Raw genomic sequence first — 12,703 nt, 5'->3', positions numbered from 1 at the left:
CTATGAAAAAAAATCCAGTGAATGACATTCTACAAATTGGTGAAACAAAATTAACTAGTCGGTTATTTTTGGGAACAGGGAAATTTGCATCTAATACACTTATCCCAGAAGTTGTAAATGCCGCTGGAGCACAGGTTATAACGGTGGCATTGCGGCGAGTAGACCTCGATCACAAAGAGGAAAACATTGTTACTTATATACCTAAGCACTGTACATTATTACCGAACACATCTGGCGCTAGAAATGCTGAAGAAGCTATTCGCATAGCTCGTTTGGCCCGAGCTGCCGGGTGTGGCAATTGGATCAAAATTGAAGTTATTTCCGATAACCGGTACTTACTGCCTGATAATATGGAAACAATTAAGGCAACTGAAATCCTTGCTAAGGAAGGCTTCGTTGTACTCCCTTATATGAGTCCTGATTTGATGGCAGCCAAACGTTTGGTAGAAGCTGGTGCCGCTGCTGTCATGCCACTTGGGGCACCTATTGGAACAAATCGTGGGTTAAAAATGAAAGAACTTATTAAGATACTAATCGAGGAAATATCATTACCCATTATTGTAGATGCGGGTATCGGCCGCCCTTCGGAAGCAGCCGAAGCCATGGAAATGGGTGCAGCAGCAGTTTTGGTAAATACAGCGGTAGCAACAGCCAGCGATCCCGAAGCAATGGCCGAAGCCTTTGGTTTAGCGGTTGCCGCCGGCCGTAAAGCTTTCTTGGCCGGACCTGGGGCTATTCAAGAATATGCAAACGCTTCGTCACCGTTAACCGGATTTTTAGATAAATAGAGCAGGTTAGTTAAGGATAAATAAATTTTCTTAGCGTGATTGGAGGGGAAAAATGAGCTTTTATCAAGAAATAGAAAAGTATCGGGACTGGAACTTTGCCGATACTTCTAATCAAATAACCGATGCTGATATTTCACGGATTATTGCAAAAGATAATTTAACAGTTTGGGACTATTTGACCTTACTGTCACCAATGGCTGAAAACCATTTAGAAGCAATGGCGCAGAAAGCGCATCGCCTTACTGTACAGCATTTTGGCCAAACGATATTGCTTTATACACCGCTTTACTTAGCAAATTATTGTGTGAATCAATGTGTCTACTGCGGTTTTCATGCGCATAATCAAATTGAGCGCAAAAAACTATCGCTTGAAGAAGTTAAAGCCGAAGCAAAAGCGATTGCCGCCACTGGCTTAAAACATCTTCTAATTCTTACCGGTGAATCACGATACCATTCTTCGGTGGAATATATTAGGCAATGCGTAGACATATTAAAAGAATATTTTACCTCTATCAGCATTGAAGTATATCCACTCAATACGGAAGAGTATAACGTGCTAATTGAAAATGGCGTGGACGGTATGACAATCTATCAGGAAACATACCATCAAAAAGTATATGCCGAGCTTCACCCCGCAGGTCCTAAACGTGACTACCATTATCGGCTTGATGCTCCTGAACGTGCATGTCAAGCCGGCATGCGCAGTGTCAATATTGGTGCGTTGCTTGGTCTTGATGATTGGCGCAGAGAAGCATTTTTTACAGGCATACACGCAGATTATTTACAACGTAAGTATCTTAATATTGAAATAAGCATATCACCACCGAGAATGAGACCCCATGTCGGTGGTTTTCCGCCCAAAGTTATTGTCAGTGATAAAAACCTTGTTCAATATGTGCTTGCATTTCGTCTGTTCATGCCGCGAGGCGGCATCACTTTATCTACGCGTGAAAGTGCCGTATTACGTAATAACATGGTTAAACTCGGAATAACCAAAATGTCTGCTGGTTCATGCACTGCTGTTGGCGGGCATTCAACACAGGCGTCTGTCAGCCAGTTTGAGATATCGGATGAACGAAATGTAGCCGATATTGCGGCAATGCTGTATTCACAAAATTATCAGCCTGTTTATAAAGACTGGCAAATGTGGTGATAGCTATGAATCAATTTGAGCAGGGAATTAACAGATACATAGCAGCTAGCATTTTGGATAAGTTCTCTCGTATTAAAATTGGTATTGCCGGAGCAGGGGGACTTGGCTCCAATTGCGCCCAAATGTTGGTACGTACAGGTTTTAAATTGTTTAAAATTATTGATTTTGATAAAGTTGAAGCCAGTAATTTAAATCGGCAATTCTTCTTCCTGCATCAAATCGGGATGCCTAAGGTTGAGGCACTTAAAAGTAACCTCACGCTTATTAATCCGGATGTACAGATTGAAGTAACACAACGAAAATATAGTACTCAGGATACCTTCTTTGAGGATTGCGATGTTATTGTTGAAGCATTCGACAGACCGGAATGCAAAAAGCTGATTGTAGAAAATTACCTAAATTCTCCTAAACTATTAATAGCCGCATCTGGTTTAGCCGGCTGGGGCAACAGTGACAATATTACTATCCATAGGATAAGAGATAACTTTTTCGTAGTTGGCGATCTAACATCAGCAGTCAGTGCAAAATGTCCCCCGCTTGCGCCCAGAGTACAAGTTGCTGCCGCTAAACAGGCGGATATCATAGTCAGTCATTTTTTAGATAATAGATAATGGAGGGCTAATAAAATGGCACCAAGAAAAGGTATGGCTAATTTTTTATCAACAGATATTTATGCCCTTACGGATGAGGAACATTCTCTTGGCAGAAATAATGTTGAAGTCGCAGAGTTGTTGATTGCAGGTGGTATTAAAGTAATTCAATACCGGGAAAAATATAAAAAAGCTGGAAAAATGTATGATGAATGCTTGAAAATTCGGGAACTCACCAAAAAAGCCGGCGTAACTTTTGTCATTAATGATCATATTGACTTAGCTTTGATGATTGGTGCAGACGGTGTCCATGTGGGACAAGAAGATCTGCCTCCAGTAAAGGTTAGAGAATTAATTGGCAATGACATGATCTTGGGGCTGTCCACCCACTCGCCGGAGCAAGCGAGAGCGGCGGTGGAGATAGGATGTATAGACTATATTGGTGTTGGACCCATCTTTCCTACTACTACAAAAAAAGATGTATGTCAGGCTGTGGGGTTTGAATATCTAGAGTACGTTGCCAAAAATCATGATGTTCCTTTTGTTGCAATTGGAGGAATAAAAGAACATAATGCCCGTGAGGTCAAACAACATGGTGCAAAGATGGTAGCAATAGTAACAGACATTGTTGGTGCAGTTGATATTCCAGCTAAAATAAATACCATTCGCAAAGCACTCAATCCCTAATACATTTAATTAATCATGATTGACTTGTTATTAACATAGTGCTATTATTAAATATCTAAATTGAATATCTGAGTATGAAAGATGATCGCGGATGCTTGTCATCCGAGGAAAGTCCGAGCTCCATAGGGCAGGGTGCTGGATAACGTCCAGCGAGGGCGACCTTAGGGAAAGTGCCACAGAAATGTAGACCGCCTGATTTTTCAGGTAAGGATGGAACGGTGCGGTAAGAGCGCACCAGCAATCAGGTGACTGATTGGCTAGGTAAACCCCACCTGGAGCAAGACCGAATAGGGAAGGGATGAAGCTGCCCGCTGAACCTTCCGGGTTGTGTCGCTTGAGCCTACAGGCAACTGTTGGCCTAGATAAATGATCGTCGCCGCTAACGCGGAACAGAACTCGGCTTATTGACTACTCAGATGCTACCCGACGTATAAAAACCCCGCGAACCTTTATTGGTTGCGGGGTTTTGTATTATTTCCAAAATAATATTTCAGGATTATTTCTCGGGACAGCAGGCGGATTAACTTTTGGATATCCCAAAATGATTGGTGCCACAGCTTCATAACTGTCTGGAATATTGAGTTCATTTTTTACCTCTGGGGAGTTTAAGAAGGGACGGGCAAAACCAATCCAGCAAGTTCCGAGATCAAGACTGTGCGCAGTCAACATGAGGTTCTGTGCCGCTAAACAGCAATCTTCATTACTGTATAATCCTTTAGATTTTGCAAAAATGGTAATTAATGACTGAGCATTATAAAAAATATTAAAATTAGGATTCTCAAGCGCCGTTTCATATTTGTTAAGTTCCGGCACTTTATCAAGTAAACCGAGAAGAAGTTGTTTGCTTCGGTCAGAATACTCCTTCAATAAGTTAGCATCTTGTATAACGGCATAGGCCCAAGGTTGAGAGTTCATGGCGCTTGGAGCCTGTATTGAGGCGCTTAGTAACTTTTCGATTGTCAGTTTATCCACTTTCGCATTAGTATAATTTCGTACAGATCGCCGGTTATAGATTGCATCCAATAACTCCATCTGCTAATCACCCTTTCGATATTTATAGAAACATATTAGCCTAAACCTATATCATTGTAAAGTTTTGGGTTTCAAATAATACTGATTTTGGCCATACTATATATGGTTAAATATGAATACGGAGGGATCGATTTGACAGCATTCATAACGGCACTTACCTTTGTGGTACTTGCTGAGATGGGGGATAAAACTCAATTACTCGGGATGGCCTTTGCTACCCGTTATCCATGGCCAACTGTTTTGTTAGGTGTTTTTGTTGCCACAATACTGAATCATTTGTTTGCAGTCATTGTTGGCAGTTACATAACCATGTTTATACCATTACAGTATGTGCAAATTGCCGCAGCGGCATCATTTATTATTTTTGGATTGTGGACAATCCGGGGGGATGAACTTAATGGTGAAGACAAACCCACTCACCGCAGTCCCTTTTGGACGGTAACTATTGCGTTTTTTATAGCTGAAATGGGGGATAAAACACAGTTAGCAACGGTTGCATTAGCTGCTCAGTTTGCCAGCGAGATCATACCTGTTTGGTTAGGAACAACCGCAGGCATGATGATAGCTAATGCAATTGGCATTGTCATCGGTGTAGTATTAGGTAAGAAAATCCCTGAACGAATAGTAAAATGGTTTGCAGCAATAATCTTTATCTTCTTTGGCATATATGGCTTATATGAATATTTACCTCGTCACATTTTAACAACTCCTGTTATGATAATCGCTTTAATAGCAATTATCGCCTTGATGATTTTGGTTGCCCGCATGGGGAATAATGGCAAACTTCCCCGCGAACAAGAATAATGAAGCCTATTAAAAAAATAAAAAAAGCGAAAATAATGTATAGACAAAACATTTTTTTGTGCTATAATTAGTACATAATTTAAAAATTCCTGAGTCAATGACGACTCCTTCACATTATTTAGGTGGAGGAGTCTGTTTTTTTGAACTGGAAAGTTTAACTTTCTAGATAAGGTTAACATTGCCTGGCATCTTCGTTAAAGCTTGGTGCTCGCGTGTTTTCTTTATAGAATTGACTAGGGTTTATTGAGGGAACCTATACTAAACATATTTATGTATGAGGTGAAGGAAATGATTAAAGATTTAGTGTACGTAATTCCTGCTGGTAAGTTTAACAAAGACGAACTTAAGAGCTTGCTCAATAATCATCCGGAAATTAAGTTTGCTTCGTTGGTCGGCATTGATTTAGCTGGTAATGATACTGATGAAAAAATTCCAATCCAAATCTTTACTAAAGACATGGATGATTTCTTCAATGGAAATGCGGTACAAACAGACGGATCGTCCGTTGTCCTCACCGGTATAGCTACATTAAACAATGCTAAATTAGATATGCTGGCAGATGGCAGTGTTAACTGGATTGTAGATTACAATTATGAACATATTGACGAGGAAACCGGCAAACCAGTCGGTACGCTTCGGATTCCTGCATTCCTTGTGCATAATGGTTTACGAGTTGATTCGCGTTCTATTTTAGCGCAAAGTTTAGAGTACATTAAAGCCGAACTAAAAGAACTCTTCCAAAAAAATGATAAGATTGCCGGCTTAGATCATATAAATGGGGCAGATGTTGAGGACATTATCTTTACTGCCGCTACTGAATTGGAATTCTGGGTTAAGACTCCGGCGAACAAAGCTGAAGTAGAGGAACTTTCCGCATCCCAGGTTTTGCAGGAACAATACTGGCAACGGACACGCGGTAATGTCCGCACTGCTATGGAACAGGCCATAATTACAATGTCTAAGTATGGTCTCGAACCGGAAATGGGCCATAAAGAAGTCGGTGGCGTTAAAGCAACAATTGATGAAACCGGTCATTTAAATCACGTAATGGAACAACTTGAGATTGACTGGAAATTCTCTAATGCTCTTCAATGTGCCGACAATGAACTGCTGGCTAGAATTATAGTAAAAGAAGCTTTCCGCGCTAACGGTCTTGAAGTAACTTTTAAAGCTAAGCCTATAATTGGTGTTGCTGGTAGTGGTGAACATACCCATGTTGGTATAGCAGCAAAGCTTAAATCAGGTAAAATTATAAATTTATTCGCGCCTACTGATATGAGGAAGGCTTTCTTGAGTGCTATTGGCTATGGAGCTATTATGGGTCTTTTGAAGCACTATGAAGTTATCAATCCGTTTATTTCCTCCACCAATGACTCCCTTAACCGCTTAAAACCAGGATTTGAGGCTCCGGTATGTATTGTAACTTCATTAGGACATAATCCGTCTGTGCCTTCGCGCAACAGAACAATTCTTGCGGGACTTGTTCGTGATGTTAATAATCCAATGGCTACCCGGTTTGAAGTACGTTCACCAAATCCTTACACAAATACGTACATTGCCATTACCGCATTTTATATGGGCATGCTTGATGGTATCAAAGCTGCTGTTAATTCCGGAAAATCGTTGGAAGAACTGGACACCGAGTTGTCGAAAGATGCAGGGCAACAGGGCTTCTACTTGGAAACAGATCGCGCCTATCGCAGCGAGCATGACGTATTTGACGATTATTCCGAAGAAGAACGCAACCGTTTATTCGGAAAACCGCCTGCTACGGTTTGGGAAAACATGCAGAACATCAGTAACTATCCTGATAAAGTTAAGACGATGACTACTGGCGGAGCTTTCCGTCCAGAACTTGTTAAAGCATTTGTGGCCGGTGCGCTTGTTCGTTGGAAAACCGAATTGTTAAATCGTATTATTCCTGAAAACCTTGACATAGTAAAAGAGGCTAAACCTCTCCATGATGCTGATTTCGCCAGTGATCTTGATCTATCTAATTGGGAAAAGATCAATGCGCTTAGACTTTGTTTGGCAAAGGATTGTTTCTCTCAAAAAAGCATGTTTACCCGTATAAAAGATGCTATTCAAGCTGGCGATTATGATACAGCATCTCAATTGCAAATCGAGATGTCAGATAAGGTTAATGAGTTAAAGCTCCTGTATCGCCAATACGAAAAGAATATGATTCATATTTGCTAACAGGAGTCAATTAGAAAAAACCTCGATAATTTTCGAAGTGTAATCTCTCGTAAAAAATCCGCTTTCGTAAGCATCTGCACGAAAGCGGATTTTTTTTATTATCTTAAATAATATGATATTTTAGAGCTAAAAAGTTAAAAAAGTCACAAAAATAACAGGATTTTGAATGAAAATATGGAATATAAAATAAATGTATCTTTAACCGTCAAGGAGGGTATATGATGGAAAAAAAATCTTGTAACATGGGTAATTTATTTAGTGATCTGGAAGGTTTACGAATCGCCATTGATATGGAAGCACGGGGTCGCGATTTTTACAAGAAAGCGTATGAACAAGCTGAGACGAAAAGTCATAAAGATTTGTTTATGTTTTTAATGAATGAAGAAAGTAAACATTATGAGCAATTTACTGGAATCTACCAAAAACTTAGAGAGAGTAAAAATTATGATTCAGATGATTACCTTTTCGACCCGGAAACTTCAAAATACCTGACAGCCCTTGCCGAACCGTGTATTTTTCCTAAAGACAAGGAAGAAAGAGCTAAAACTCTTACTGATATTATAAAAGCTGCTATACAAGATGAAAAAGATTCTATTTTATTTTATGATGCCCTAGCAAAGTATGCTAAATTTGAAGAAGCCAGAAATATCTTTAATTTATTAAAAGAAGAAGAACAAAAGCATGTAGTAAAATTAAGAGAAATATTAAATTTGTTAGTGTAAAAATCAAATAGTCATAAAATATAGCGTCCAAGCGCTATATTTTTTTAGCACTTTGTGAAAAATATTTTTTTATAGCAGGAAATTTATAATCAATATCTAATTATAATAATATTCCGGTACATATGGTTATTTTATGAAGGAGGATAAAATTATGGAGACTAAAACAGATTTACTTGAAAAAGGTGCAATTGTGCAGCGTGATAAAGAAACCTATGCGATTGCTCCACATATTCCCGGCGGTGTAATTCTTGATGTAAATGTATTGAGGAAAATAGCAGATGTTTCTGAAAAATACGGTGCTAAAGCATTAAAACTTACTTCGGCACAACGGATTGCTATTGTTGGTATAGCTGAAGATAAAATCGATGCCGCCTGGGAAGACCTAGGCCTGGACAAAGGTGCTGCTATTGGGTTATGTGTAAGAAGTGTAAAAATTTGCCCGGCAACTCATTTTTGCAAAAGAGCACAGCAGGATGGTTTAACATTAGGACTAGAACTTGATAAATTATACCATGGCTTGGAATTGCCGGGAAAACTAAAGTTGGGGGTTAGCGGCTGTACAAATTCTTGCGCTGAAAGTTCAGTTAAAGACATTGGTCTTATCGGTACTGCAAAAGGCTGGAAGATAGTTATCGGTGGCTGTGCTGGTGCCAGAGCGAGAATTGGCGATGTATTAATTGAGCAGGTTCCACAAGAAGAAGTGCTGTCGATTATTGAAAAAGTAATTGCATACTATAAAGAAAACGCCCGCAAATTCGAGCGTATCGGAATGATGATCGATCGTCTTGGTCTAGACACTGTAAAACAAGGAATATTAGGGTAAAAGATAAAAACGCTTGGAAATCCAAGCGTTTTATCTTTTAAAATCGATTATGGAATTTTTACCAAAATAGAGTTATACTGTCAGTAGAGATTTATTTAAGGGGGCGATGGCTATTCAAACTAATAACTCGCAAGACATATCCTGGGTTTTGGCACAAATAGAGCATATCGCTCAGTTTGGACAAAATGCGTCTGGTATCACACGCCTGGCTTTTACTGATGATGATCTTCAAGCGCGAAAATATATCATTGAACTAATGCAAAGTGCAGGTCTTGCCGTAATTACTGATGCTATTGGAAATATCATCGGGCGGTATGAACCAGAAGGAATTAATCCCGAGGCTGCAACTGTGATGACAGGTTCTCATCTTGACACCGTACCTTCCGGAGGAAAGTACGACGGGGTGCTAGGAATAGTGTGTGGACTAGCGGCTGTCAGTCGTCTAAAGACTCGAGATGAACTTAAACATCCTTTAGAGGTCGTTGTGTTCGCCGCTGAAGAATCCAGCAGATTTTCCTTTGCCACTATAGGAAGTAAGGCAATGGCCGGACTAACTAACCCTGCTGTATTGAAACGAATTAAGGACCACGAAGAAATTAGCTTAGCCTCAGAGTTAGAAAAAATCGGGCTTAAAATTGATAACGCTCTAAATGCGGCGCGACCAGCTAATAGTATTAAAGGATTTGTAGAATTGCATATTGAGCATGGTGAACTTTTAGATGAGAAGAGTATCAATATTGGTATTGTAGATAGAGTTTCCGCACCTACTAGACTAAAGATAACAGTCACTGGGATGCCTGGTCATTCTGGCGCAATCTCCATTGCAGAACGACAAGACGCTTTAGTGAGTGCATCTTTGATAGTGTTGGCCATTAGGAACATTGCGGCCGAATATGAATACAAAGGCGCCATTGGAACAGTAACAATATTGAAGACACGTCCTGGCGCTATTAATGTAATTCCCGGAAAAGTCGAAATGTGGGTTGATATACGAGGAACAGAGCATGAGAGTATTGTTGAAATGCTGCAGGAAATAAAAGACGCGGTAAGTTCTATTGCCGACGACAATGATACTGCAGTTGCTATTGAAGTATTAGCATCTGAAAAGCCGGTTTCTCTCAGTCAAAATTTGAATCAGATTATCGAAACTGTGTGTTCCAAACTGAGACTGTCCAGCCTTAGGCTTGATAGCCGTGCGGGGCATGATGCCATGAACATAGCTTATGTAGCACCCGCCGGATTGATATTTGTTCCTTGTAAAGACGGCGTGAGTCACAACGAGAACGAATACATTAACCCGAAAGACATTGAAGCAGGATTAGATGTATTAACAGAAACACTATACCAATTGGCAAAATAACTTTAAAAAATATATTTAAATCAAGCGAGGTACATATATAGTTGAACATTGATATTTGTTTTACACCTAACGACTTTAATGCTAAGGAATATGGCGGTTACGCTGCGGTAGTTATTGACGCCTTTCGCGCGACTACAAGTATTGCTACAGCCTGCGCAAACGGTTGTAAGCGAATCATCCCGGTAAAAACGGTGGAAGAGGCCCTCCAGATCAAGAACAAATATCCTGAAGTATTCCTGGCTGGGGAACGGGAGGGCTTACTTATACCAGGGTTTAACCTAGGAAATTCGCCCTATGAATATACAAGAGAACAAATTGCTGATAAAACCCTCGTTATGACAACTACCAATGGAACCCTGGCATTGACAAAAGCGGCTTCACTTCCCAGAGTATATGTAGCAGCTTTTGTTAACGCGGCTGCTGTTACTAACGCTTTGCGTCAGCAGCAGGAAAACATAGTTATTTTGTGTGCAGGCTCCGAAGGGCGTTTTTCGTTAGAAGATACTTTATGTGCTGGTCTGCTTGCAGAACGACTAAGTAGCATGTCTAAGCTTAGCGATACTGCTTTAGCTGCCAAGGGAATGTATTGTGATTTTAAAAATGATCTGCTAAACCGCGTTTCCGAATCATCACATGCCAAATATTTAAGTAGTATAGGCTTTGAACAAGATATCGCCTATTGCTTAAACCATGACACGTTGTCAGTAGTACCAATATTTGCAGAAAACAGTATAACGGCTTGATTATACGTCGGTATTGCCTGAATGATAACATTCAGGCTTTTTATTTGTTCAATTTTCCCTCTGTTATTTATGTAAACCATATGATAAAATGTCTACTGAGCCAAGCCATCAAATGAGAGGAGTTTTATATTTGAAGAAAAAAATAGCCGCGATCCTGTTGATGGTTTTTTCAGTGCCATTTTTTACGCCTGTAGTACCTAAAGCCAATGCAGCATTTTTGGATGATAAACTGGCCCAAGTTGCCGGCAACCTAACCGCCACCCAGATACAAGAGTTAATAAAAGTAAAAGAGACGTTAAATGCAAGTGATAGGCAAGCCTTATTGGGCAGAATAGCGCAAACGGCTCTGGAACGTTCTGGAAATGCTACTGTTGCTAATAATATTACCGCACTTGCTGAACAATTAACACCGAAAGAGCAGACTGTTTCGCGGGATAATCTTACTCAGATGGTAGAATCTACAGTACGCAATAAAGTACAAGAGAAAGTGCAAGGAGAAGTAACCAATCATTTCGCTGGTTATCAGAAAGAAATTGCACTTCTTTCACAGTTGTTTAATAACAGCAATAACCTAACCCCTAAAGCGGTTGAAAATAATAACACACTTGCTGGAGCACCGGAGAATTACCGCAGAATGCTTGATATGACTGCGACTGCTTACGGTCCAGGAATGCTCGATAACGGCAAATGGAATAATTCAACCTATGTGGGTGGCAAAGTAAAAAAAGGGGTAGTAGCTGTTGACCCTAAAGTAATTCCTATGGGAACAAAACTCTGGGTCGAGGGCTACGGCCCGGCTGTAGCTGAGGATCAAGGCAGTGCCATTAAAGGCAATCGGATTGACTTGGCTTTCGACACAAGACAGGAAGCTCTTGACTATGGTATTCAAAAAGTAAAAGTGTACGTTTTAAATTAACCGGCCAATGGCCGGTTTCTTTTATTCCTCTTTTCATACCCCTTTGAAAATGCGCATATATTTTGTGGAAGAGTAGTTTGCATGAGGAGGGAGTTTAGTGAATTCATTCCGGTCTCTCAGAATTAGGCGATCCCGGATATTTTATAGTATTGTAATTTTGGCTATTATTAGTATTGCGTTTAGCATAATTAGTTTCGAGTACATAGATGAACAAGAGTTTGCATCAATTGGAACAAACCAACCGACAGAATCTCCCAAAGGCAAAGTAAGTATTGTGGTAAAGATACAGTCAAGGGTGCTCGAACTTTATAATGACGAGCAATTATATAAAAAATATCGCATCGCGGTAGGGAAAAGTAAAACTCCGACACCAATAGGTGAATGGAATGTAGTTTGGAAGGATTACGACTGGGGAACAGGTTTTGGGACTCGGTGGATGGGCCTAAATGTACCGTGGGGCACCTATGGTATTCATGGTACTAATAAGCCATGGTCAATTGGCCAGTTTGCCAGTCATGGCTGCATCCGAATGCGTAATAAAGACATCGAAGAACTGTTCGAATGGATTCCTATTGGAACTCCGGTGCGAATTGAAGACAGAAAAGTAAGTGTAAATAGGAATCTGAAATTAAAAACATCCGGCGCTGATGTTGTAGTATTACAGCTGAAACTTAAAGAACTGGGGTATTTTCAAGGCAGGGCAGATGGTTTGTTTGGCACTATGACCGAAGAAGCCGTTAAAGCTTTCCAGGCAGATAAGGGAATACCTGTTACCGGTGTGGCCAATAAGGAACTATACACAGTCTTAGGAATATAAAATTAGTTAACGTGTCATAAATAGGAAACAATTCGCGCTATTTAGTGATAACATAAAAATTTAGCTATT

General features: G+C 40.1%; 13 protein-coding genes and 1 other RNA gene. 13 read left to right on the top strand and 1 reads right to left on the bottom strand.

The annotated features are described in order from the left end of the window. The first annotated feature begins 2 nt into the window (after positions 1–2). From SRRS_RS13650 to rnpB, 5 genes are all read left to right on the top strand, one after another. Positions 3–788, top strand: coding sequence for a thiazole synthase (locus SRRS_RS13650; RefSeq protein WP_371369659.1), 786 nt, complete (start codon positions 3–5; stop codon positions 786–788). Positions 789–840: 52 nt separating this feature from the next. Beyond that, the gene (gene thiH / locus SRRS_RS13645; RefSeq protein ID WP_371369657.1) at positions 841–1,941 is read left to right on the top strand and encodes a 2-iminoacetate synthase ThiH; all 1,101 of its coding nucleotides are present in this window, start codon (positions 841–843) and stop codon (positions 1,939–1,941) included. A 5-nt stretch (positions 1,942–1,946) separates the two neighbouring features. Continuing rightward, a complete protein-coding gene (gene thiF, locus SRRS_RS13640; RefSeq protein ID WP_371369655.1) occupies positions 1,947–2,552 on the top strand; it encodes a sulfur carrier protein ThiS adenylyltransferase ThiF in 606 nt (201 codons plus the stop codon). A gap of 15 nt (positions 2,553–2,567) precedes the next feature. Then, positions 2,568–3,218 (top strand): thiamine phosphate synthase, encoded by a 651-nt coding sequence (gene thiE, locus SRRS_RS13635; protein ID WP_371369653.1) that lies wholly within the window; start codon positions 2,568–2,570, stop codon positions 3,216–3,218. Between the two features lie 69 nt (positions 3,219–3,287). Further along, an RNA gene (gene rnpB / locus SRRS_RS13630) (RNase P RNA component class A) lies at positions 3,288–3,637 on the top strand. 52 nt (positions 3,638–3,689) lie between these two features. Here the strand turns inward: rnpB and SRRS_RS13625 are convergent. Further along, a complete protein-coding gene (locus SRRS_RS13625; protein ID WP_371369651.1) occupies positions 3,690–4,250 on the bottom strand; it encodes a nitroreductase family protein in 561 nt (186 codons plus the stop codon). Between the two features lie 132 nt (positions 4,251–4,382). Between SRRS_RS13625 and SRRS_RS13620 the strand changes: the two genes are divergently transcribed. From SRRS_RS13620 to SRRS_RS13585, 8 genes are all read left to right on the top strand, one after another. Then, the gene (locus SRRS_RS13620) at positions 4,383–5,054 is read left to right on the top strand and encodes a TMEM165/GDT1 family protein (RefSeq protein WP_371369650.1); all 672 of its coding nucleotides are present in this window, start codon (positions 4,383–4,385) and stop codon (positions 5,052–5,054) included. Between the two features lie 288 nt (positions 5,055–5,342). After that, entirely contained in the window at positions 5,343–7,253 is a 1,911-nt protein-coding gene (locus tag SRRS_RS13615) for a glutamine synthetase (RefSeq protein WP_371369648.1), read from the top strand. A gap of 218 nt (positions 7,254–7,471) precedes the next feature. After that, entirely contained in the window at positions 7,472–7,975 is a 504-nt protein-coding gene (locus tag SRRS_RS13610) for a ferritin family protein (RefSeq protein WP_371369646.1), read from the top strand. A gap of 151 nt (positions 7,976–8,126) precedes the next feature. Beyond that, on the top strand, positions 8,127–8,798 hold the full coding sequence (locus SRRS_RS13605) for an NAD(P)/FAD-dependent oxidoreductase (protein ID WP_371369644.1): 672 nt from the start codon (positions 8,127–8,129) through the stop codon (positions 8,796–8,798). A gap of 106 nt (positions 8,799–8,904) precedes the next feature. Beyond that, positions 8,905–10,158, top strand: a complete 1,254-nt coding sequence (locus SRRS_RS13600) for a Zn-dependent hydrolase (protein WP_371369643.1) — start codon at positions 8,905–8,907, stop codon at positions 10,156–10,158. Between the two features lie 41 nt (positions 10,159–10,199). After that, positions 10,200–10,901 carry a 2-phosphosulfolactate phosphatase gene (locus tag SRRS_RS13595; protein ID WP_371369641.1) on the top strand — a complete coding sequence of 234 codons (702 nt, stop codon included), beginning with the start codon at positions 10,200–10,202 and terminating at the stop codon, positions 10,899–10,901. 130 nt (positions 10,902–11,031) lie between these two features. Beyond that, positions 11,032–11,817 (top strand): 3D domain-containing protein, encoded by a 786-nt coding sequence (locus SRRS_RS13590; RefSeq protein ID WP_371369639.1) that lies wholly within the window; start codon positions 11,032–11,034, stop codon positions 11,815–11,817. 97 nt (positions 11,818–11,914) lie between these two features. After that, on the top strand, positions 11,915–12,634 hold the full coding sequence (locus SRRS_RS13585; protein WP_371369637.1) for a L,D-transpeptidase family protein: 720 nt from the start codon (positions 11,915–11,917) through the stop codon (positions 12,632–12,634). The last annotated feature ends 69 nt before the right edge of the window (positions 12,635–12,703 follow it).

Source organism: Sporomusa rhizae (genome assembly GCF_041428845.1).
Lineage (GTDB): Bacteria > Bacillota > Negativicutes > Sporomusales > Sporomusaceae > Sporomusa > Sporomusa rhizae.
Note: the sequence above shows the minus strand (reverse complement) of the source record. Positions and strands in the feature narration are given on the sequence as shown.

Bases quoted from the DNA above. Each gene is read 5' to 3' on its own strand.
- SRRS_RS13650 (WP_371369659.1), top strand. From the start codon at position 3: ATGAAAAAAAATCCAGTGAATGACATTCTACAAATTGGTGAAACAAAA.
- thiE (WP_371369653.1), top strand. From the start codon at position 2,568: ATGGCACCAAGAAAAGGTATGGCTAATTTTTTATCAACAGATATTTAT.
- SRRS_RS13625 (WP_371369651.1), bottom strand. From the start codon at position 4,250: ATGGAGTTATTGGATGCAATCTATAACCGGCGATCTGTACGAAATTAT.
- thiH (WP_371369657.1), top strand. From the start codon at position 841: ATGAGCTTTTATCAAGAAATAGAAAAGTATCGGGACTGGAACTTTGCC.
- SRRS_RS13615 (WP_371369648.1), top strand. From the start codon at position 5,343: ATGATTAAAGATTTAGTGTACGTAATTCCTGCTGGTAAGTTTAACAAA.
- thiF (WP_371369655.1), top strand. From the start codon at position 1,947: ATGAATCAATTTGAGCAGGGAATTAACAGATACATAGCAGCTAGCATT.
- SRRS_RS13600 (WP_371369643.1), top strand. From the start codon at position 8,905: ATGGCTATTCAAACTAATAACTCGCAAGACATATCCTGGGTTTTGGCA.
- SRRS_RS13605 (WP_371369644.1), top strand. From the start codon at position 8,127: ATGGAGACTAAAACAGATTTACTTGAAAAAGGTGCAATTGTGCAGCGT.
- SRRS_RS13610 (WP_371369646.1), top strand. From the start codon at position 7,472: ATGATGGAAAAAAAATCTTGTAACATGGGTAATTTATTTAGTGATCTG.